The following is a 21009-nucleotide window of genomic DNA, read 5'->3' as shown; positions in this document are numbered from 1 at the left end:
GCCCGCCGAATCGTTCGGCGGGCCCCGGTCGCGTTACGGGGAGAGGAGCGCCCTTCCCCCCGTACCGCGGGAGATCAGTGCTCGGCGGCCGGGGTGGGGCCGCCCGGGGCCGCCTCCGGGTCCACGCCCTTGGCGGCTTCGGTCTCGCTGTAGATGTCGGGCTCGAGGTAGATGACGCGGGCGATCGGGACGGCCTCGCGGATGCGGGACTCGGCGGCGTCGATCGCGGCGGCGACCTCGGTGGCCGTCTCGTCGTGCCGGACGGCGATCTTCGCCGCGACCAGCAGTTCCTCGGGACCGAGGTGGAGCGTGCGCATGTGGATGATGGCGGGGACCGTCTCGCCGTCGACGATCGCGGCCTCGATCTTCCTGACCTGGTCGATGCCCGCGGCCTCGCCCAGGAGCAGCGACTTGGTCTCCACGGCCAGGACGATCGCGATGAGGATGAGCAGGATGCCGATGCAGAGGGTGCCGATGCCGTCCCAGACGCCGTCGCCGGTCGCCAGGGCCAGGCTCACGCCGAACAGGGCGAGGATCAGACCGACGAGCGCGCCCAGGTCCTCGAGGAGGACGACCGGCAGCTCGGGCGCCTTGGAGTGGCGCACGAACTCCTTCCAGGACTGCTTGCCGCGCGTGAGGTTGGACTCCTTGATGGCCGTCCGGAAGGAGAAGGTCTCGGCGATGATCGCGAAGACGAGGACGCCCACCGGCCAGTACCAGTGGTCGATCTCGTGGGGGTGCTTGATCTTCTCGTAGCCCTCGTAGATCGCGAACATGCCGCCGACCGAGAAGAGGACGATCGAGACGAGGAAGGCGTAGATGTACCGCTCGCGGCCGTAGCCGAAGGGGTGTTCCGGGGTCGCCTCGCGCTTGGCCTTCTTGCCGCCGAGGAGCAGCAGGCCCTGGTTGCCGGAGTCGGCGAGCGAGTGCACGGACTCGGCGAGCATCGACGACGAACCACTGAAGACGAACGCCACGAACTTCGCTACCGCGATCGCTAGGTTGGCGACGAGTGCCGCCACGATCGCCTTGGTGCCGCCTGACGCGCTCATGTGTTCCCAATGTCCCTTCGTCTGCCGTCGGCTGGCCGCCCGGCCGCCGCCCGGCTGCCGTCCCGTGCTTTGCCTGGCCTTTGCGGTGGGCCATTGTTGCAGCCCGGACAGGTGGTGGAGTGCCACGCCGTCACAGTGACCGCTTCAGGTGATGACGGTGGCGCGGAAAACCGTTCCGTTCCCGGACACTTCCAGCTTTTCGTCCGCCGGTACGAAGACGGACTCGCCGGGGCCGAGTGGGTGGTCGCCCGTCCGTACGGAGCCCGCGGTGCACAGCAGGATCTGTGGGGTGCGGAGCGTGAGGTCGTGGGCCGGCCCGCCCTCCGGCAGGACGTACCGGGAAAGGCGGAACTCGTCGATGGGGGTCTCGTAGACCTCCTCGCCGTCCCGGGAGGCCTCGGGGCGCAGTACGCCCGGGTCGCCGGCCTCGAAGCGGACGATGCGCAGGAGTTCGGGGACGTCGACGTGTTTGGGGGTGAGGCCGCAGCGCAGCACGTTGTCGGAGTTGGCCATGATCTCGACGCCCAGGCCGTTCAGGTACGCGTGCGGGACTCCGGCGCCGAGGAACAGGGCCTCGCCGGGCTGCAGCCGCACGTGATTGAGCAGCATCGCGGCGATGACACCCCGGTCGCCCGGGTAGTGGTGGGCGATTCCGGCGTACGGGGCGTGGTCGCCGCCGAGCCGGGCGCAGGCCGCGGCGGCCTCGGTGACCGTGGTGGCCATCGCCTCGGGGTCCGCGGTCAGGACGGCCGTCAACACCTCGCGCAGCGCGGCCTCTTCGGGGCGGGCGTGCAGCAAATCGACGTACGGCTTGAGGGAGTCGACCTCGAGGGCCGAGAGCAGCCCGGCGGCCTCCAGCGGGGCGCGGAATCCGCACAGGCCGTCGAACTCCGTGAGCGCGCAGATCAGTTCGGGCTTGTGGTTGGCGTCCTTGTAGTTGCGGTGCGGTGCGTCGATCGGGACACCGCGGCGCTCCTCGTCCTCGTACCCCTCCCTGGCCTGGGCGAGGTCGGGGTGCACCTGGAGGGAGAGGGGGGCGCCCGCGGCGAGGATCTTCAGCAGGAACGGGAGGCGCGGGCCGAACCTGGCGACCGCCTCGGTGCCCAGTTCGCCCTCGGGGTCCGCGTCGATCACCTCGGTGAGGGGGCCGCGGGGCGTGAGCGAGGGCGCTCCCGGGTGGGCGCCCATCCACATCTCGGCCTGCGGCTCACCGGTCGGCTCGGCGCCGAGGAGCCGCGGGATGGCCGTGGTGGAGCCCCAGGCGTAGGGGCGGACGGTGTTGTCGAGGCGGTCCATGCTCTGTCTTCTTCTCCGTACGTGCGCTGGTACACCGCTGATCGGCGGGTCCGGTCAGGAGGCGTGGCTCAAGATCAGGCCGTCGAGGCGAGCGCCAGGTAAACGGCGGCGAAATCCGTGATGGCGATCAGTTCGGCGAGGGTTTCCAGGTCTCCGCCCTCCTCCGGTCCGATCTCACTGACCGCCGTGTCATGGCTGAGAGCGAGCTCGCGGGCGGCGGGGGCGGCGGTGTGGCCGCCGGCCGGGCGGTCCCTCAGCAGCACCACGCGCGCGTGGATGACCTGTGCCTCCTCGACCCGGTCGCGGAAGAAGTCGTCGGGGTCGGCGCCCGCCGCGAGGGCGCCCGCGAGGAGGACGCTGTGCGTGTCGAGTGCTTCGGGCAGCTCGGCGGTGAGCGCGGGTCGCCCCGCGAGCTCGGCCAGGGCGGCGGCGAAGCGACGGCCCGCGGGACCGGCGGAGTCGCCCTCGGTCCAGATCACCGGAAGCGTCTCGGAGAGCTCGGCGGCGAGTGTCTTGGCGGGGTTGCTGTAGGTCGCGATGGCCGGGCCGCAGCGCTCGGCCACCCGGTCGAGACGGTCGGCGACCTTCTGCAGGACCTCGGGAGGAGCGGCCAGGAGGCCGGTGCGGTCGAGCAGCGCGAGCAGCGGGGTGAGCAGCGCCCACAGGGAGCCGGGCGCCGAGGCGGCGGCCAGGGCCTGCGGCTCGTAGGGGGCGGTCGCCATGGGCACGGTGAGGCCGTGGACGCCGGCGACCGACTCGGTCAGCGGGGCACGGGGCGGACAGACGGCGACGACGGTGAGGCCGCGCCGGTAGGCCTGCTCGACGAGGAGCGAGAGACCGGGCTCGCTGCCGTCGGGCGTGGCGACCAGGAGCAGGTCGACGGGGCCCGCCCAGCCCGGCAGTTCCCAGAGCAGTGCGCCGGCCGCGGGGGCCACTCCGCGGGGGGTGAGCCGGGTGACGGGGCAGGCGGCGCCGGCGAGCGAGCCGAGCAGGTCGGCGACGCAGGTGGCGGCCAGGCCGGGGCCAGCGATCAGGATGGCGCGGGGCCGGCCGTCGGGTTTGAGCTCGGCGATGCCGGCCTCGGTGGCGTGCCGGACGGCGGTGCGTACGCGGGCGCCCGCCTCGGCGGCGCCGCGGAGCAACTCCCGCCGGTCCACACGGGCCAGCGCCTCCTGGTCGTCGAGAAGTGATTCGTCGAGCATGGTGGGAAGCCTCCGGGCACCTGGCGGGGGTCGCTTCTTCGTGGACGCGACGGGGTTTACGCGGGGCGGCGGGCCTCGTCGACCAGGAGGACCGGGATGCCGTCCCTGACGGGGTAGGCGAGGCCGCAGTCCTGGCCGGTGCAGATCAGCTCGGCCTCCTGCTCCTCGAGGGGGGCGTGGCAGGCCGGGCAGGCGAGGATCTCCAGGAGGCCGGCTTCGAGCGGCATGTCAGGTCCCTTCGGGGGCGGAGGAGGTGCGAGGTGGTGCGGTGATGTGGCCTGGTCAGGGTACCGCCGCGGGCGGCCGGGCGCGGGGGTGTTGCGCCCTCGCCGCCCTAGCCGTTCCCGTCTCTTTCGGGGGACTCAGCCTCTGATGATCGCGAGGACCTCGTCGCGGACCTTCGTCATGGTCGTCTCGTCGCGGGCCTCCGCGTTCAGGCGCAGGAGGGGCTCCGTGTTGGAGGGGCGGACGTTGAACCACCAGTCGGCGGTGGCGACCGTGAGGCCGTCGAGTTCGTCGAAGGTGACGTCCGTGCGGCCCTCGTAGGCCGCCCTGATCGCGGCGAGGCGGGCCGTCTGGTCGTCGACCGTGGAGTTGATCTCGCCGGAACCCGCGTAGCGGTCGTACTGGGCGACGAGGGCGGAGAGCGTGCCTTCCTGGCCGCCGAGGGCCGCCAGGACGTGGAGAGCCGCGAGCATGCCCGTGTCGGCGTTCCAGAAGTCCTTGAAGTAGTAGTGCGCGGAGTGCTCGCCGCCGAAGATCGCGCCGGAGGTGGCCATCTCGGCCTTGATGAAGGAGTGGCCCACGCGGGTGCGTACCGGCGTGCCGCCGTTCTCCCTGACGACCTCCGGTACCGACCAGGACGTGATCAGGTTGTGGATGACCGTGCCCTTGCCGCCGTGCTTGGCCAGCTCGCGGGAGGCGACCAGGGCCGTGATCGCGGACGGGGAGACCGGCTCGCCGCGCTCGTCGACGACGAAGCAGCGGTCGGCGTCGCCGTCGAAGGCGATGCCGAGGTCGGCGGACTCCTCGCGGACGCGCTTCTGGAGGTCGACGATGTTCGCCGGGTCCAGGGGGTTCGCCTCGTGGTTCGGGAACGTGCCGTCCAGTTCGAAGTACATCGGGACGAGGTCGAGGGGCAGGCCCGCGAAGACGGTCGGGACGGTGTGCCCGCCCATGCCGTTGCCCGCGTCGACGACGACCTTCAGGGGGCGGACCGAGGTCAGGTCGACGAGGCCGCGCAGATAGGCCGCGTAGTCCTCCAGCGTGTCCCGCCGGGTGATCGTGCCGGGTGTCGCGTCCGAGACCGGGGCCCCCGAGTCGACCCAGGACTCGACGAGTTCGCGGATCTCCGTGAGACCGGTGTCCTGGCCCACGGGGGCGGCGCCCGCCCGGCACATCTTGATGCCGTTGTACTGGGCCGGGTTGTGCGAGGCCGTGAACATCGCGCCCGCGAGGCCGAACGCGCCCGACGCGTAGTACAGCTGGTCCGTCGAGCACAGCCCGATCTCGGTCACGTCGACGCCGCGCGCCGCCGCCCCGCGCGCGAAGGCCCGCGACAGACCCGGTGACGAGGGGCGCATGTCGTGCCCGGTCACGATCGCGTCCGCTCCCGTCACCTGTGCGAAGGCCGCGCCGAACAGCTCGGCCAGCGTCTCGTCCCACTGGTCCGGGACCACCCCTCGCACGTCGTACGCCTTCACGAGCTGTGACAGATCAGCGGTCACGGCCAACCTTTCTGGAGTCCTCAACGGTGACCCCAAACTACCCGTAGGGACCGACACCCGGCCGTGCGGGATCTGAGCGGTCACATACGGACATCGCACACGGCCTTCCCACGGGCTCACGGAAGCATCCGTTCCGGGACGGGTGAGCTCTGCGCGACGACGATCAGGCACATGACCAGCAATGGTGGCCGCCTGTCCGGACAGGTTCATGACGTAGGCGAGCGCCAGGACGGACGTCACGGAGAAGATCACGACGATCAGCGCGTACGGGGCGTACGCCCGCAGCACCTCGGGGCGCGGGTCCTCCTCGTCCAGGTCCTCGCCGCGTACGCCGGTCAGGACCGCGGCCCGTACGGGCTCGGCGGCGGGCCTGCGCGCCTGCGGCACCGCCAATCAGGGCGCCCGCGCCGGCCAGGGCGGCCCCGATGTCCGCGAGTTGGGCGGAGACTTGAGCCGGCGTCACGACCGGGGTGCCCATGGCACCGAGGGCGACCGGCGCGGTGGTGGCGACCAGGGCGACGACGGCGGCGCGGACGGGCTCGAAGCCGAGCGCGACCAGCATCACCGAGCAGGTCGCGACGGGCGCGCCGAAGCCCGCGAGGGCCTCCAGGAGCGCGCCGAAGCAGAACGCGACGACGAGCGCCTGGATGCGCGGGTCGTCCGGGAACATGCTCGTGTCCACGCCAAGCGTGCATCAATGGCCGTGCGTCAATGGCCGTGCGCCATCGGGTGAAACGTGCACCGCATGCGCACGGAGTGAAGTCCCCGTCGGGGGAAGGGGGTTGCGAAGTCCGGCCCGGAAAGCTGTTCAGGAGTCCGGTGAACGCAGTACCCGCAGGTGGCCGCGTCGGCCGGCTTCCACCGGGTTCGCGGAGCGGGCGCCGGCGCCACCTGTCTGCGCGGCACGCTCCTGCGGGCGGGCCGCCTCACGGACCGCGTTGGCGAGCGCTTCCAGGTCGTCACCGCTGGGACGGGAGGAAGCGGAGCCGTCGGCGAGCCTGACGACCTCCCAGCCGCGCGGGGCGGTGAGGCGCGCGGAGTGCTCGGCGCACAGGTCGTAACAGTGGGGTTCGGCGTAGGTGGCGAGCGGGCCGAGGACCGCGGTCGAGTCGGCGTAGACGTACGTCAGCGTCGCGACGGCGGGACGGCCGCAGGCGGTGCGCGAACAGCGACGTACAGGGCTCACGATGTTGGACGGTACCGCACTCTTGAGCGGGCCGCGACGACTCTCCCCCGGGTCACCCCACCGTGTCGTGCTGTGATGCCTGACACAGGGGGTTCCCGGCGGGCCTTCTTGACCTGCGGGTACGGGTGTTGACGAGATCCCGGACAGGCCCGGACGCGATCAGGAGTCGGTACAAACACCGTCAATTGCCGTGATTCCTGCACCTTGAGGAGGTACGGAAACGAGCCCGAGCTTGGCCGGAATGGTCATCCTGCGACATGCCGACGCACGGGCGCGGGGACGGGGTGAGATCCGGGGTTCGTGCGGCCCGTCGCGGTCCGGGCGGCGCGCGCCCGGCGCCACCGCACCGCACGGCCACCGCGAACCCCTGGCGGGGCGCGTGCCGTGTGCGGACGGGGGCGGTGGGCGGGGACTACGCTTCGTCAGTGATGGACAACCCCGTACCGCCCCGTCCCGCCGAACCCAGGCCCCGTCGTCGTGATCGACACGGGCGCGGGATGCGTGGTCCGGTGGCGCCACCGCAGGTGCCCCTCTCGGCCAGTCGCGCCGAGGTGTTCGCGGATCTGGTGCAGGACTCCGTGGAGCGACTGGAGCGGCGGTGGCCGCAGCTGGCGGACATCGAGTTCATGGTGCTGGAGGTGCCCCGGTTCGATCCGGCCGACGACGACGGCTGGGGCGACCAGGCCGTGCCCCTGGGGGGCACGACTCCGGCCCACGAGGGCCGTCCCGCCCGGGTCGTCGTCTACCGGCGTCCCGTCGAGATCCGCACCAAGGGCCGCGACGAGCGGGCCGCGCTGGTGCACGAGGTCGTGGTGGAACAGGTCGCCGAGCTGCTGGGGCTGACTCCGGAGACCGTCGATCCCCGTTACGGGGAGGACTGACCTCCGGGGCTGCTCCTCCCGCGCCCGTTACCTCTGCAGCACGGACAGGTCCTGCTCCGCGTCCGGTACCTCCACCGTCCCCCGGTCGTCCGGGAGGGTCTGCACGGTGAACATCGGGATGCCGCCCTCGGCCGCTTCGAGCATGCGCGCCGCGTGGACGGGGCCGCCGGACAGCGGCTCGACCGTGAGCGCGTACGTGCCCTTGAGGCCGCTCGGCACGGGCAGCCGCACGTTCTGAGTGGTGCCGCCCTTGACCGTGTACGTCTTCGTGGCGGCCGTTCCGCCGCCGCTGCCCGCGGAGGCCGTGACCCTGACCTTCGCGCTGCGGCCGGGGGCGACGAGGGAGAGCGTCGAGCCCTTGGAGCGGTTGTCGGCGGCCGTCGCACGCGCGCTTACCGGACCCGTGGCCGGGATGAACGCCGTCTCCTGCTTGTCGCCCTTGCCGCGTACGACCCGGAGGGCCGCGACGACGGGGGCCGACTTCTCCGTGGGCGTCAGCACCAGGGAGCCCGCCTCCCCGCGCGTGACGTCACCGAGGTCGACGGCGGCCGTCATGCCGGCCTTCACGTGCACCGTCTCGTGCCCGGCGGGAGTGATCAGGCCGGTCGGCGAGGCGAGACGCACCCGTAGATCGGCGTCGGTCTCACCGGGCGCGAAGACGACCAGACGGACGGAGGTGGCGTCCTTCGGGATGCCCGGCAGGACGAGGCTGCCCGCCGGCGGGGCGGAGGCGGCGAGCCAGTCCCCGCCGAGCGCGTCGTCGACGGCCTGGACGGCGGCGGCCACCCGGCCGCTGCGGACCGTGACGTGCACGGTGAGGTTGGTCTGCGGCTCGTCGATGAGCGTCGACAGGAGCACGGCCTCGCTGGAGTGCGGCGGGATCTTGATGCCCTCCCCCACCGTCGACTTGAGGGCGCCGTCCTTGCCGTACAGCTCGATGTCCGCGACGGCGGCGGAGTCGTCGGGGTTGGTCAGGTGCGCGTAGTCCGTGCGCTCCTTGGCCGTGCTGGCGCCCGGGAACCAGAAGTCCGTGTCCGGTGCCGAGCAGGCGGTGCCGAGCAGGCCTCGGCCGCTGCCCGCCTCGACCTCCGTGGTCTGCTGGACGGCCCAGCCTGGCGCGAATTTGCCCTCGGCCGTGCCGACGAGGGCGGGCGACTCGGCGCCGGAGGCCTCGCCCGTGACCGGCTTCCCCGGCTCCTTCGGCGTCAGGACGGGCTTCGCCTTCTTGCCGCCCCCCTTGCCGTCGGCTTCGGACCCGTCGGACGTGCCCTCGGCCGACTCCTCGCCCGCGGCCGTCAGTTCGGCCTTGCCGCTCTTGCCGGTGCCCTTGGTGACGGGCGTGAAGGACGTGTACGCGGTCTCGGCGAGGTCCGAGGTGCTCGGAGCCGGGCAGAGCAGGCTGGTGCGCTCCACGGGCAGCTCCGCGGCGGTCTTCGCCGTGTCCGCGCCGGAGGCCTGTGGCTCGGACATCGAGGCGAACCCGGTGACGGCGGCGAGCGCGGCCACGCCGGCGATCAGGGACACGGTGGTGCGGTTCACTGCTGGCTCCCGTCGGGGCGCTCGCTGTCGGTGCCGTGCGGCGGCGGTTGCTGTTGCTGCTGCTCCGGGTCGTACTGCGCGTCGTAGCCCTGGGGGTACGTCTGCGTCGGGTCGTACGCCGCGTTCCCCGTGCCGTACGCCGCGTACGGGTCGTAGTGGCCCGCTTGGTAGGGGTCCGGCTGGTACGGGTCCGCCTGGTACGGCTGCTGCTCGTAGGTGCCCGCCGGGTACTGCGGGGCGCCCTGGTACTGATCGCCGCCGTAGGTGCCGTACTCGGCGTCCGCGTACGTCGTCGTGTCCCTCCCCCAGTCCTGAACGGCCTCACCCGGCGCGGCCCCCGTGCCGTACGCCTGCTGCTGCGGGACCGGGGCGGCCGCGGGAGCCCCCTCGGGCGCGGGCGGGGAGTCGGGCGGGAACGCGTCGGGCCGGTCCGCTTCCCCTGCCTCCGCCTGGGCGCGCAGACGGCGGGCCCTGCGGCCCTCGCCCGAGGCGGCCTGGACGGGTACGACGGGCTCCTCGGGAAGGTCGTCGTCCACGTCGCGGCGACGGCCGGGCAGGGCGAGCACCACGAGGACGACGGCGAGCGCGCCCTGCGCCCACAGCCAGCCGGTGTGGCTCATCGGTGCCTCGAACGTGACGTCCAGCCGGCCCGCGGTGGCGGGCAGTTCGAAGCCCTGCGCCCAGCCGTCGACCGTGGTCCTGGTGAGCGGCTTCCCGTCGAGAGTGGCCGTCCAGCCCTCGTCGGCGGTGTCCGCGAGACGCAGGACACGGCCGTCGGCACCGGCGGGGATCTCGGTGTGCAGTTCGACGGGGCCGGCGGCGATGGGCTGCGGATCTCCGGACTTCGGGACGACGGCCGCGCGCGCGACCTGCCGGTCGACGCGCCACAGGGCGATGCCGTCCCGCTGGCTCAGCCTGCTCAGGCCGGGAGTGGAGTCCAGGACACGGCCGACCTCCCGGGGCGCGCCGTCGCGCACGAGGACGTACCGCACGGCGAAGCCGCCGAGCTGGTCGGCCTGGTCGGCGCCGGAACCCGCCACCAGGTTGGCGACGACCTTGTCGAGCAGTCTGTTCTCGCCGTCCGCCGCGGCCAGTTCGGCGTCGCCGAGGCGGGCGCCGGAGCCACGGACGAGCGTGTAGCCGACCCTGGCCGCCGAGTCGCTGTCGAGGACGAGCGTGCGGGCCTGGTCGCGGGTACCGCTCTCCTCGGCGACGAACGCGGGCACCTGGACGGGATCGCGCCGCTCCAGCGGCCCGTCGGCACCGCGGATCATCCATCCGGCGGCGACGAGCAGGGGTCCGGCGGCCGCGGCGAAGGCGATGAGCACGGCGACCGGCTGGCGCCAGCCGAAGCTCTGCTCGGCCACGCGCGAGCGGGCCCCGTCGGCGCCGAGCGCGGCGGCGGCGAGGAAGGCGAGGCCGTAGACGAGGGTCGCAGGGCCGGCCCAGGTGGAGCTGTTGGAGAGCGCCGCGAAGACGAGTGCCACCAGTGCCGCGGCCCAGGCCGTCCAGATCCCCAGCTGTCGCTCCGCGCGCATCAGCGCGGCCACGGCGGCGCACACGATGCCGATGAGCATCAGCCCGCTGACCGTGCCGGGACCGCCCGGGCTCGCGCCCAGCAGGTCGAGCGCGGAGGCCGCCCCCGACGCGTACTCCATACCGGCCTCCTGGAAGAAGCCGAACGGGAGCAGGGAGAGCGACCAGGGGGCGAGGACCAGCAGCGGGGTGCCGAGCTGGGCCAGGAAACGCAGCCCGTAGGCGGCGATGTCCCTGCGGCGCACGGCCGGCACGGCGAGCCCGAGCACCAGCGCGATGGGCCACACGATCGGCGTGAACGCGGTGGCGAGGGTCAGCAGCAGCGCGTACGCCCAGGTGGCCCGCCAGCTGCCGCGGCCCGTCTCCGAGGCGAGGCCGCTCGCGGCGATGCCCGCGCGCGCGATGAGGGGCAGCAGGACGGCGAGTACGGCGGTGCCGATGCGGCCGGCCGCGAGCGCGCCGGCGGCGGCGGGCAGGAAGGCGTACGCGACGGACGCCCAGGCGCGCAGCAGGCGGGACTCGACGAGCGGCTTGGAGGCGAAGTAGGCGGCGAGGCCGGCCAGGGGCACCGAGCCGACCAGCAGGACGGTGACCGCGAGCCCGGTGGAACCGAACAGCACGCTCGCGAGCATCGCGACCAGCGCGAGATAGGGCGGCGCCGACTGCGTACCGCCGGCGCCGACCGGGTGCCAGCCGTCCAGGTAGCGCGCCCACAGTTCGGAGGAGTCCGCGGGGGCGGGCAGCAGCGCGCCGCCCGAGAGGGCGCCGCCGCCGAGGAGTTCACGGCAGGCGACGAGGGAGACGAGGAGAAGCACCACGAAGACCATCGGGCCCGGCTTGCGGGCGATGCGCTTGAGGCGGGCGAACTGCTCGACCTGGAGGAAGTCGGCGTCGTCGTCGCCCGGCCCGGACTCGACGGCGCCGCCGTGCCGGCCGGCCGCGGTCAGCTCGGCGTCGGTGCGGCCCATGAGGCTGCCCGCGGCCTGCTCGACGGTGGCCCGGACCGTGGCTCCGGGGGGCGGGAACAGCGGGCGCAGCTCGCCCTTGTCGACCTGGGGTCTGCCCCTGCCGCGCCGGCCCGCGACGATGCGCTCGGGGCGCAGCAGCGTGCCCAGGAGGCCGCGGATCTCGTCGACCGCCTGTCCGGGGACCTTCCCGACGAGGTACGCGACCGTCCGCAGCAGCGTGCCGAGGACGAGGCGCACGAGGACCCAGGGGAGCGCCGCGCTGCGGGTGTTGACGAGGAGGGTGTAGGTGGCGCCCGCCTTGTCGACCTTGTGCGGGGAGGCGGAGGTGCGGCCCACGCAGTCGACGGTGCGGCGCTCACGGGAGGACGCCTCGGCGTGCCGGACGACCGCCTCGGGGGCGACCAGGACACGGTGGCCCGCGGACTGGGCGCGCCAGCACAGGTCGATGTCGTCACGCATGAGGGGCAGCCGCCGGTCGAAGCCGCCGAGCTCCTCGTAGACGTCGCGGCGGATCAGCATGCCCGCGGTGGACACGGCCAGCACGGGCTGTACGTGGTCGTGCTGGCCCTGGTCCTGCTCGCGCCGGTCGAGGCCGGTCCAGCGGCGGCCGCTGTTGGCGATGGTGACGCCGACTTCGAGGAGCTGCCGGCGGTCGTACCAGCCGCGGAGCTTGGGGCCGACGACGGCGACGTCCTTGCCGAGCTCCCGCTCGTTCTCCACGACGCGCAGCAGCTGGGCGAGGGCGTCGGGCTCCGGGGCGCAGTCGTCGTGCAGGAGCCACAGCCACTGCTCGGGCTCGCCGTGCGGCAGCTCCGGCATGTCGTAGGCGTCGTCGCGCCAGGTGCGCGTGACCGGGTCCCAGCCGCTGGGGCGCTTCAGGTACGGAAGGTCGTCCGGGGTCAGCACGCCCGCGCTGCGGGTGGCCTCCTCGACGGCCTGGCCGAAGCCCGTGCGCCGGGCGAGGTGCAGCACCCGGTCGGCGCCGAGGGCCTCGGTGACCAGCCGGGCGGAGTCGTCGGCGCTGCCGGTGTCGGCCGCCACCGCGTTCTGTACGGGCCGGTCCTGACCGAGCAGCCCGGCGAGGGCCTCGGGCAGCCAGCGGGCGCCGTCGTGCGAGACGAGCACGGCGGTGACCACGTGCCTCGGGTACTCGGGCGGGCGCGTGGGGTCGAACACCGCCTGGCCGGCCGGGTCGAACGCTGCAGTGGCAGGGTCGTACCGACCTGCCGAATGGCTGTGCACGGACATCGAGGTACAGGCCCCGGTTCGCTGGACTGCGGTGGACGCCTGTGTCCTCGGGGGACAGCGTGGCGTCTCGGACGGAGGCCCACACTAACGGCTGGACACCAGCGCGGCCCGCCGCCTGTGGACAACCCACCTGCGACAGGCCGTTCGTTACGTATCAGTACGTAGGGGTGTGCACCGTCCGGTCGGAGTGCGACCGGAATGCGATCGGGTCGCGATCGGGCACCGGTCAGACGGCGGCCTTCTTCAGGCGGCGCCGCTCGCGCTCGGACAGGCCACCCCAGATGCCGAAGCGCTCGTCGTTGGCGAGCGCGTATTCGAGGCACTCGGAGCGGACCTCACAGGCGAGGCAGACCTTCTTCGCCTCGCGGGTGGAACCGCCCTTCTCGGGGAAGAAGGATTCGGGGTCGGTCTGCGCGCAGAGCGCCCGCTCCTGCCAGCCGAGCTCCTCTTCGGCCTCGTCGACCAGCAGTTCCTGAAACAGCTCGGTCATGTGCGCCCCTCGTCCGTCTCGCGTCCCCGTGATGCTGCCGCTACCGATTTCGGCTGAACGACACGAGTGAAATTACAAGTGTGCCGATCCGGGCCAGTCAAGCCGAGATCTGCTATTGGGCCCCTTATTCACTCTGCGGAACCAAGGCTTTGCGGAAAGTGTTCAAATCGGCATAAACCCTGACAGGCGAAAGGGACCCGGTGAGGCCCCCTCTCCGACAGGGCCTGTACGGAACAGGATCTGTACAGAAGAGGACGCCCAGGAGTTCGATCTCGTTCCGGCACGGCCACGAAGCGAACCGGATCACATATGGATCACTGGGATCGCACAGGGATCACGGGGTCGCTCCACGGTTCGTGCGCCCGGTTGTGCGCCATGTGTCCCGACAACCTCCTGCACAAACCTTTCACCTTCGAGGAGGCCCGGATGAGGTGAAACAACGCCCACATATCGGACGTGAAGTTGACAGTGCGGGTGTGAGCCGGTGTCCTAGTGGGCATGCTCGCGAACTTGGCACTCACCTCGACCCGCACCGCCGGGTCCCCCGGTGCTGCCCACGCTCGCTGTAGCTGTTGCTGTCGCAGCTGTTGAGCCGACCGCGCTCCCGCTGCCGCCGGGTCCACTGAGATCCGGCCGCTGGTCCCCCGCCCCTACCCGGGCACACCTCACGCCCGCGATCCGGGCGGCCGGTACGTGACACCCCAGACCTCCAGCACTCTCTTCGCCGAGGAAACCACCGCACCCCATGAACAGCGACAGCGACCTCCAGATCGCCGGCGACATCCTCGAAGTACCCCATCTCCTCCAGCCGCCGCGCGAGCATCCGTCCACCGTGGCCGAGTTCGTCGGCCTCGCACGCTCCATCGCCGCCGACCGCTCCCAGTGGGAGCACCTCGTCCGGTACGACGCGGCCTCCCGCTGGTACCACCGGCTGCGCACCGGACCCGGTTACGAGGTGTGGCTGCTGTCCTGGGTCCCCGGGCAGGGCAGCGGACTGCACGACCACGGCCGCTCCTCCGGCGTACTCACCGTCCTGGAGGGCGCCCTCACGGAGCGCACCGAGCGGGGCACACGCGCGCTCGGCGCGGGCGCTCAGCGGGTGTTCGCGCCCGGCTACGTGCACGAGGTCGTCAACGACTCCCTCGAACCGGCCATAAGCCTGCACGTGTACCACCCGGGACTGACGGAGATGCCGATGCTCCCCCGGGCCGGAACCCAGGCCGAGACCCGGATTCGGCTCCGGCCGGCCGAGGAGACCCCCCACGCGCGGTGCTCGGGGGCCGACGTCTCGTAACCGGCTGACGCGCGGCCGTGGCCGCCTGCAAGACTGCGTGCCATGCGCATTGTGGTTCTGGCAGGCGGCATCGGCGGTGCCCGGTTCCTGCGTGGTCTCCAGCAGGCCGCGCCGGACGCGGACATCACCGTCATCGGCAACACCGGGGACGACATCCACCTCTTCGGGCTGAAGGTCTGCCCGGATCTCGACACGGTGATGTACACGCTCGGTGGCGGTATCAACGAGGAGCAGGGCTGGGGGCGGGCCGACGAGACGTTCCACCTCAAGGAGGAGCTGACCGCGTACGGCGCGGGGCCCTCCTGGTTCGGTCTGGGCGACCGGGACTTCGCGACGCACATCGTGCGGACGCAGATGCTGAGCGCCGGATATCCGCTCAGCGCCGTCACGGAAGCCCTGTGCGACCGGTGGAATCCGGGTGTCCGGCTGATCCCCATGTCCGACGACCGGGTCGAGACGCATGTGGCCGTCGAGGTGGACGGCGAGCGCAAGGCCGTCCACTTCCAGGAGTACTGGGTGCGGCTGCGGGCCTCCGTGGACGCGCACGCCGTGGTGCCCGTAGGAGCCGAGCAGGCCAAGCCGGCGCCCGGGGTGCTGGAGGCCATCGCCTCGTCCGACGTGATCCTCTTCCCGCCGTCCAACCCCGTGGTGTCCATCGGCACGATCCTCGCCGTGCCGGGCATCCGGGAGGCGATCGCCGAGGCCGGGGTGCCGGTGGTCGGCCTCTCCCCCATCGTCGGGGACGCGCCCGTGCGCGGCATGGCCGACAAGGTCCTGGCAGCCGTGGGGGTCGAGTCCACCGCGGCGGCGGTCGCCGAGCACTACGGCTCGGGGCTCCTCGACGGATGGCTGGTCGACACGGTGGACGCCGGGGTGGTGGAGCGCGTCACGGACGCCGGCATCCGGTGCCGTGCCGTACCGCTGATGATGACCGACCTCGACGCGACGGCCGCGATGGCCTGTGAGGCGCTGACGCTGGCGGAGGAGGTGCGGGGCGCTTGAGCGACGAGACGTCCCGGAGTACGGACATGCCGGGCGGCGGGTTCGCGCCGGACACTCCCGGTTTCCGGGTCTGGGCACTGGCCGGGCTGCCCGAAGTGCGCCCGGGCGACGACCTCGCGAAGCTGATCGCCGGTGCCGGGCCCGGGCTGATGGACGGTGATGTGCTGCTGGTCACCTCGAAGATCGTCTCCAAGGCCGAGGGCCGCGTCGTCGAGGCGGAGGACCGCGAGGCCGCCATCGACGCCGAGACCGTACGGGTCGTGGCCCGGCGCGGGCCGCTGCGGATCGTGGAGAACCGGCAGGGGCTCGTGATGGCCGCCGCCGGGGTCGACGCCTCCAACACGCCCGCCGGGACGGTGCTGCTGCTCCCCGAGGACCCGGACGCCTCGGCGCGGGCGATCCGGGACGGCCTGCGGAACGCGCTCGGCGTGGAGGTCGGCGTCGTGGTCACGGACACGTTCGGGCGGCCCTGGCGGACCGGGCTCACCGATGTCGCCATCGGGGCCGCCGGTGTGCGCGTGCTCGACGACCTGCGGGGCGGCACGGACGCGCACGGCAATCCGCTCGGCGCGACCGTCGTCGCCACCGCCGACGAGCTCGCCGCCGCGGGTGACCTGGTCAAGGGCAAGGCCGCCGGGCTGCCCGTCGCCGTCGTCCGCGGACTGCCCCACCTGGTGGGCACGGACGACGCCGACGAAGGGACCCGCGGGATGGTCCGGGGCGCCCGCGACGACATGTTCCGGCTCGGGACCTCCGAGGCCGTACGGGAGGCCGTCACCCAGCGGCGTACCGTCCGGGCCTTCACCGACGAGCCGGTGGACCCGGGCGCCGTGCGGCGCGCGGTGGCCGCGGCCGTGACCGCGCCGGCCCCGCACCACACGACGCCGTGGAGATTCGTCCTCCTGGAGTCGGCCGGGTCGCGCACGCGGCTCCTGGACGCCATGCGGAACGCCTGGATCGCCGACCTGGAGCGGGACGGCAAGAGCGCGGAGTCCGTCGCCAAGCGGGTGCGGCGCGGGGACGTGCTGCGCAGGGCGCCGTACCTCGTCGTCCCGTGTCTCGTCATGGACGGGTCGCACACGTACGGGGACGCCCGGCGCGACGGGGCCGAGCGGGAGATGTTCGTGGTCGCCACGGGCGCCGGTGTGCAGAACTTCCTGGTCGCGCTCGCCGGGGAGCGGCTCGGGTCCGCGTGGGTGTCGTCGACGATGTTCTGCCGGGACGTCGTGCGGGACGTGCTCGGGCTGCCGGAGGGCTGGGATCCCATGGGAGCCGTCGCCGTCGGGCACGCGGCCGAGGAACCGAAGGCCCGGCCCCAGCGGGATGCCGGGGTTTTCATCGAGGTCCGCTGACGTCGGCCCTACTCTCGTAGGGCAACTTCCCGAGCCCTCTCCCCGGACCTCCCTTCCCGAACACTCCCAGGACCCTCTCCGTGGCCGGACGCTTCGAACAGCGGCCCACGCGTACGACCGTGCGCGGCGGGCATGTCGTCGTGCCCGGGCAGACGCAGTCGCGGGCCCGGACGCAGCTGCCGACGGAAGCCGCCGTCGGCGGACGGAGACGGAGCTGGGCGCCGCCCTGGCCGCTCGACCTGGGCCTCGTGCTCGGGCCGCTACGGCGTGGTCCCGCGGACCCCACCTTCCGCAGGACCCCGGACGGGGCCGTGTGGCGGGCCAGCCTCACGCCCGTCGGGCCCGGGACCCTGCGGGTGTGTGTACGCGGGGGTGTCGTCGAGGGGGAGGCGTGGGGGCCCGGGGCGCTGTGGCTGCTCGACCGGCTCCCCCTGATGCTCGGGGAGGCGGACGACCCCGGGGCCTTCGAACCCCGGCACCGGCTGGTCGCGACGGCCCGGCACCGGCGGCCCGGGCTGCGGCTGACGCGTACCGGCCTGGTGCTGGAGTCGTTGATTCCGTCGATCCTGGAGCAGAAGGTCACGACGGACGAGGCCTACCGGGCCTGGCGGGCGCTCGTGCGGAAGTACGGGGTGCCCGCGCCCGGGCCCGTCGACGGGCGCATGTTCGTCATGCCGGCGCCCCGGGTCTGGTCGCTGATTCCCTCGTGGGAGTGGCATCGGGCCGGGGTCGACAACAAGCGGGCGTCGACGATCCTGCGGGCCGTACGGGTGGCCCGGCGGATGGAGGAGGCCGTGGCGCTCGATGCGGAGGCGGCCCGTGAGCGGCTGGAGCTGGTGTCCGGGATCGGGCCGTGGACCTCGGCGGAGACCGTGCAGCGCAGCCATGGGGCGCCGGACGCGGTGACGGTCGGGGACCTGCACCTTCCCGGGATCGTCGGGTACGCCCTCGCCGGCGACCGGGACGCGGACGACGCCGTGATGCTCTCGTTGCTGGAGCCGTACGCGGGGCAGCGGCATCGGGCCGCCCGGCTCATTCTGCTGAGCGGGCGGACACCGCCCCGGCGCCATCCGAAGATGCCTCGTGGGGACATCGGGCGGCTGTGAGCGCGGGCTCTCCCGCGCCGGAGGTGTGAGCCCGCGCCGTGTGGCACGCAGGCTCGGCCCCCCCTCCTTGGTCCCCGGTGGTACCGGGGTCCCCCCTTGCTGCTGATTCCTTGCTGCTGATCGTTTGTTGCTGATCCCTACCAGTACTTACTGACGCTCACCGGCGCTACTGGTCCGACGAGAAGCGCAGTGCCCCCTGCGGGATGCGGGCGTCGCACCAGACGCGTACGCCCTCGCGGAGTTCGTTGTCCGGGCCCACCGACGCGCCGTCGCCGACGACCACGCCGGTGAGGATCGAGCGGGCGCCCACATGGGCGCCCACGCCGACCAGGGAGTCCGTGACGACCGCGCCCGGCTCGACGACGGCGTCCGCCAGGATCGTGCTGCCGGAGATGCGGGCCCCCTCGCCCACGGTCGCGCCGCTGCCGATGACCGTGCCGCCGGTCAGTTTGGCGTCCGAGGCGACCGTGGCCGTCGGCAGGACCAGGCGGTCGCCGCAGCGACCCGGGACGGCCGGGGACGGGGCCCTGCCCAGGACCAGGTCGGCGGAGCCGCGCACGAAGGCCTGCGGAGTGCCCAGGTCCAGCCAGTACGTGGAGTCGACCATGCCCTGGAGGTGGGCCCCGGAGGCCAGGAGGTCCGGGAACGTCTCCCGTTCGACCGACACCGGACGGCCGGCGGGGATCGCGTCGATGACCGAGCGGCGGAAGACGTACGCGCCCGCGTTGATCTGGTCGGTGACGATCTCCTCGGGGGTCTGGGGTTTCTCGAGGAACGCCTGTACGCGGCCCGAGGCGTCGGTCGGGACCAGGCCGTAGGCCCTCGGGTCCGCCACCCGCGTCAGGTGCAGCGACACGTCCGCGCCCGACGACCGGTGGGTGTCGACCAGGGCCGGGATGTCCAGGCCGGTCAGGATGTCCCCGTTGAAGATCAGGACCGGATCGTCGGGGGCGGATCTCAGGCGGGAGGCCACGTTCCGGATGGCGCCGCCGGTGCCGAGGGGTTCGTCCTCGGTGACGTACTCGATGTGGAGCCCCAGCGACGAACCGTCGCCGAAGTAGGGCTCGAAGACCTCGGCCAGGTAGGACGTGGCGAGCACTATGTGCTCGACCCCCGCCGCTCTCGCCCGTGCCAGCTGGTGCGTGAGGAACGGTACCCCGGCCGCCGGAACCATCGGCTTCGGCGTGTGCACCGTGAGCGGGCGCAGCCGTGTGCCCTTGCCGCCGACCAGGAGGATCGCTTCTGTCACCTGTCGTCTCTGCTTCCTGCTGGGGCCGGTCGAACTGTCTTTCGACCGGCCAGTGTGTGCAGACCGTTTAGATGGCTGTGGGGCGCCTCTGGGGGAGGATGGCCGTGGGGGGCCGCCGGGTTTGGGGACCCGGCATGCCGGGCTTCAGCGTTCCCGCCGACCGGACCTCATCGTCCCTGGTAGCGGGCCGAAGTGGCACGGGCACTGCCGAGCTTCGCGTACAGCCGGCCGCCCGGGCATTCGGTGGCGAATCCGTCCCGGTGACCGGAGATTACATTGAGTCGTACGTTCTTTCCTTTTCGGTAGAGATTTCCGCCGCCCGACTTGAGGTAGGTCTTGCCCTGCGGGTTCGCTCCGAAGAGGCCGAGCTTCCACGCGGTGAGCCGGGCGACGGCCTTCACCGCGGGGGCGGGCGGGTTCGTGCCGCCGAAGCTTCCGAGGACCGCGATCCCCATGCTCTTGGTGTTGAAACCGAGAGTGTGCGCGCCCATGACCGGCTTGGCCACGCCACCGGCCCGTCCCTCGTAGATGTTTCCGCACTTGTCGACGAGGAAGTTGTAGCCGATGTCACGCCAGCCGCTGCTCTTCACGTGGTAGCGGTAGATACTGCGGATGACTGAAGAGGCTTGCGCGCAACGGTAGTTGTTGCCCGACGCGGTGTGGTGGACGAAGGCGGCCTTCACTGTCTTCGTGTAGCTGAAGTTCCGCTCGCGGAGCGTCTCGTCGGCGCCCCAGCCCCGGCGGGTGACGATGCGCGGACGTGCGCCGATGTACGGCTTCGCCTGCTGGCCGGCCGCGGAGCCGGCCGTGTCCGTCGTGCCGGCCGTACCGGTCGTACCCGCCGTCTCCTCGCCCTCGCCGCGGGTCGCGAGCAGGTCGGCCCGCGTCTGCCGCTGACTCAGGGCCGGGATCTCGGTGGCGCCGAGGGGTGCGAGGTCGGCGTTGACGGCGGAGGAGGCCGCGGACTCGGCGGTCAGGGCGTTGGCGCGGGGGACCTCCACCTCGGAGCCCTGGGGCGGGGGCTCGGCGCCGGGGTCGACCAGTTCGACGTGCAGTCCTCTGGGGAGGGGCTCGCCCGCGACGGCCCTCCCGTCGGTGCCCGCCCGGCCGTCCGCCTCCGCCTGGACGCGGACCTCCACGCCGTCCGAGTCACCCACCCACAGGGGCGCCGTGGAGCCCCGTACCCGGCCGGAGGTGCGTTCCGCTGTGTCGGGGTCGGCCGCGTGCTCGTGGTTGTGCGTGTCCACGTCCTGCCAGGCCGACCACGTGCCGGTGCCGGTCGCGCGGGTACGGACCTGGACCCGGCCGTGGAGTTCGCTGTCGGGGTTGTCCCAGACGACGCCCACGAGGGAGAAGTGCCGCACGTCCCGCCGGGCGAGGCCCTGGACGGGGGCGGACACGGGGGCCAGCGCGCGGTCGCCGGAGGGGGTGGGCGTGGCCTGGGAGGCCCCGGCGGCGAGGGGGGTGAGCGGGAGGGACTGGGTGCTGCCGGGGACGGCCCGGTCGGCCGACGCCACGGGGGCTGCCGCCGCGCCCGTGCGGTGCCCCGCCGAGGCGGTGGACGGCCTGGCCGTTTCGGGTCGGGCGCGTGCCGTTCGTCCGGATGCCGGTCCGTCCGGGGCGGTCCACCCGGCAACCGGTCTGCCGTCGGCCGGTCTTCCGGAGGCGAGGGGCGTGGCCGCGGCGTCGGAGGCCAGCGCCAGGGGGAAGGCCAGGGCGGCCGCACACGTGACGGCGATCGAGGAAGCAAGATGTCCGCGCATGCCCCTGATCCTGGACATAGTCATACTTATCTGTCCATCCGGGATATGACGGACCGTCGGCCGCACTCGGCCGAACCGGTGGCCCTCGCTCCCCCGCCCGGGCAGCTGCCCGCGTACG

Annotated in this window: 16 protein-coding genes and 1 pseudogene; 5 read left to right on the top strand and 12 right to left on the bottom strand. The window is 72.8% G+C overall.

Going from position 1 to position 21009, the window contains the following annotated elements; genetic code table 11:
- Positions 1 to 74: 74 nt before the first annotated feature.
- From O1Q96_RS05765 to O1Q96_RS05735, 7 genes and pseudogenes are all read right to left on the bottom strand, one after another.
- Positions 75 to 1052: a cation diffusion facilitator family transporter gene (locus tag O1Q96_RS05765; protein ID WP_269247138.1), complete on the bottom strand. Its 978-nt coding sequence runs from the start codon at positions 1050 to 1052 to the stop codon at positions 75 to 77.
- A gap of 144 nt (positions 1053 to 1196) precedes the next feature.
- A complete protein-coding gene (gene manA, locus O1Q96_RS05760) occupies positions 1197 to 2348 on the bottom strand; it encodes a mannose-6-phosphate isomerase, class I (RefSeq protein ID WP_269247137.1) in 1152 nt (383 codons plus the stop codon).
- A 74-nt stretch (positions 2349 to 2422) separates the two neighbouring features.
- Positions 2423 to 3550: an SIS domain-containing protein gene (locus O1Q96_RS05755; RefSeq protein WP_269247136.1), complete on the bottom strand. Its 1128-nt coding sequence runs from the start codon at positions 3548 to 3550 to the stop codon at positions 2423 to 2425.
- Positions 3551 to 3606: 56 nt separating this feature from the next.
- On the bottom strand, positions 3607 to 3777 hold the full coding sequence (locus O1Q96_RS05750; RefSeq protein ID WP_269247135.1) for a Trm112 family protein: 171 nt from the start codon (positions 3775 to 3777) through the stop codon (positions 3607 to 3609).
- Between the two features lie 135 nt (positions 3778 to 3912).
- Complete coding sequence (locus O1Q96_RS05745) at positions 3913 to 5277, bottom strand: phosphomannomutase/phosphoglucomutase (RefSeq protein WP_269253491.1); 1365 nt, start codon at positions 5275 to 5277, stop codon at positions 3913 to 3915.
- A gap of 219 nt (positions 5278 to 5496) precedes the next feature.
- A pseudogene (locus O1Q96_RS05740) lies at positions 5497 to 5938 on the bottom strand (L-lactate permease); the annotation flags it as partial.
- A gap of 147 nt (positions 5939 to 6085) precedes the next feature.
- A complete protein-coding gene (locus O1Q96_RS05735) occupies positions 6086 to 6466 on the bottom strand; it encodes a DUF3499 domain-containing protein (protein ID WP_269253490.1) in 381 nt (126 codons plus the stop codon).
- 425 nt (positions 6467 to 6891) lie between these two features.
- On the opposite strand from O1Q96_RS05735, the gene O1Q96_RS05730 reads away from it, so the two are divergent.
- Positions 6892 to 7344: a metallopeptidase family protein gene (locus O1Q96_RS05730; protein WP_269253489.1), complete on the top strand. Its 453-nt coding sequence runs from the start codon at positions 6892 to 6894 to the stop codon at positions 7342 to 7344.
- A gap of 27 nt (positions 7345 to 7371) precedes the next feature.
- On the opposite strand, the gene O1Q96_RS05725 is transcribed toward O1Q96_RS05730, so the two are convergent.
- The 3 genes from O1Q96_RS05725 to O1Q96_RS05715 form a co-directional block, all read right to left on the bottom strand.
- Positions 7372 to 8883 carry a DUF5719 family protein gene (locus O1Q96_RS05725; protein ID WP_269247134.1) on the bottom strand — a complete coding sequence of 504 codons (1512 nt, stop codon included), beginning with the start codon at positions 8881 to 8883 and terminating at the stop codon, positions 7372 to 7374.
- Entirely contained in the window at positions 8880 to 12635 is a 3756-nt protein-coding gene (locus O1Q96_RS05720; RefSeq protein WP_269247133.1) for a glycosyltransferase family 2 protein, read from the bottom strand. The genes O1Q96_RS05725 and O1Q96_RS05720 overlap by 4 nt, the downstream gene beginning before the upstream one ends.
- 226 nt (positions 12636 to 12861) lie before the next feature.
- Positions 12862 to 13125: a WhiB family transcriptional regulator gene (locus tag O1Q96_RS05715; protein ID WP_053723761.1), complete on the bottom strand. Its 264-nt coding sequence runs from the start codon at positions 13123 to 13125 to the stop codon at positions 12862 to 12864.
- Between the two features lie 745 nt (positions 13126 to 13870).
- Here O1Q96_RS05715 and O1Q96_RS05710 point away from each other — a divergent pair.
- From O1Q96_RS05710 to O1Q96_RS05695, 4 genes are all read left to right on the top strand, one after another.
- Positions 13871 to 14419, top strand: a complete 549-nt coding sequence (locus tag O1Q96_RS05710; RefSeq protein WP_269247132.1) for a cysteine dioxygenase — start codon at positions 13871 to 13873, stop codon at positions 14417 to 14419.
- 42 nt (positions 14420 to 14461) lie between these two features.
- Positions 14462 to 15421, top strand: coding sequence for a 2-phospho-L-lactate transferase (gene cofD / locus O1Q96_RS05705; protein ID WP_269247131.1), 960 nt, complete (start codon positions 14462 to 14464; stop codon positions 15419 to 15421).
- A gap of 26 nt (positions 15422 to 15447) precedes the next feature.
- Complete coding sequence (locus O1Q96_RS05700) at positions 15448 to 16773, top strand: coenzyme F420-0:L-glutamate ligase (protein ID WP_269253488.1); 1326 nt, start codon at positions 15448 to 15450, stop codon at positions 16771 to 16773.
- 80 nt (positions 16774 to 16853) lie between these two features.
- Positions 16854 to 17879: a DNA-3-methyladenine glycosylase family protein gene (locus tag O1Q96_RS05695; RefSeq protein ID WP_269247130.1), complete on the top strand. Its 1026-nt coding sequence runs from the start codon at positions 16854 to 16856 to the stop codon at positions 17877 to 17879.
- A gap of 166 nt (positions 17880 to 18045) precedes the next feature.
- Here O1Q96_RS05695 and manB read toward each other — a convergent pair whose 3' ends face one another.
- Entirely contained in the window at positions 18046 to 19128 is a 1083-nt protein-coding gene (manB, locus tag O1Q96_RS05690; protein ID WP_269247129.1) for a mannose-1-phosphate guanylyltransferase, read from the bottom strand.
- Positions 19129 to 19295: 167 nt separating this feature from the next.
- The gene (locus tag O1Q96_RS05685) at positions 19296 to 20909 is read right to left on the bottom strand and encodes an N-acetylmuramoyl-L-alanine amidase (RefSeq protein WP_269253487.1); all 1614 of its coding nucleotides are present in this window, start codon (positions 20907 to 20909) and stop codon (positions 19296 to 19298) included.
- Positions 20910 to 21009 lie beyond the last annotated feature (100 nt).

Origin of the sequence: Streptomyces aurantiacus, assembly GCF_027107535.1 — a bacterium.
Taxonomy (GTDB): Bacteria; Actinomycetota; Actinomycetes; order Streptomycetales; family Streptomycetaceae; genus Streptomyces.
Note: the sequence above shows the minus strand (reverse complement) of the source record. Positions and strands in the feature narration are given on the sequence as shown.

Coding starts and splice junctions, on each gene's coding strand:
- O1Q96_RS05765 (WP_269247138.1), bottom strand. CDS start 1,052: ATGAGCGCGTCAGGCGGCACCAAGGCGATCGTGGCGGCACTCGTCGCC.
- manA (WP_269247137.1), bottom strand. CDS start 2,348: ATGGACCGCCTCGACAACACCGTCCGCCCCTACGCCTGGGGCTCCACC.
- O1Q96_RS05755 (WP_269247136.1), bottom strand. CDS start 3,550: ATGCTCGACGAATCACTTCTCGACGACCAGGAGGCGCTGGCCCGTGTG.
- O1Q96_RS05750 (WP_269247135.1), bottom strand. CDS start 3,777: ATGCCGCTCGAAGCCGGCCTCCTGGAGATCCTCGCCTGCCCGGCCTGC.
- O1Q96_RS05730 (WP_269253489.1), top strand. CDS start 6,892: ATGGACAACCCCGTACCGCCCCGTCCCGCCGAACCCAGGCCCCGTCGT.
- O1Q96_RS05720 (WP_269247133.1), bottom strand. CDS start 12,635: ATGTCCGTGCACAGCCATTCGGCAGGTCGGTACGACCCTGCCACTGCA.
- O1Q96_RS05715 (WP_053723761.1), bottom strand. CDS start 13,125: ATGACCGAGCTGTTTCAGGAACTGCTGGTCGACGAGGCCGAAGAGGAG.
- O1Q96_RS05710 (WP_269247132.1), top strand. CDS start 13,871: ATGAACAGCGACAGCGACCTCCAGATCGCCGGCGACATCCTCGAAGTA.
- cofD (WP_269247131.1), top strand. CDS start 14,462: ATGCGCATTGTGGTTCTGGCAGGCGGCATCGGCGGTGCCCGGTTCCTG.
- O1Q96_RS05700 (WP_269253488.1), top strand. CDS start 15,448: ATGCCGGGCGGCGGGTTCGCGCCGGACACTCCCGGTTTCCGGGTCTGG.
- O1Q96_RS05685 (WP_269253487.1), bottom strand. CDS start 20,909: ATGTCCAGGATCAGGGGCATGCGCGGACATCTTGCTTCCTCGATCGCC.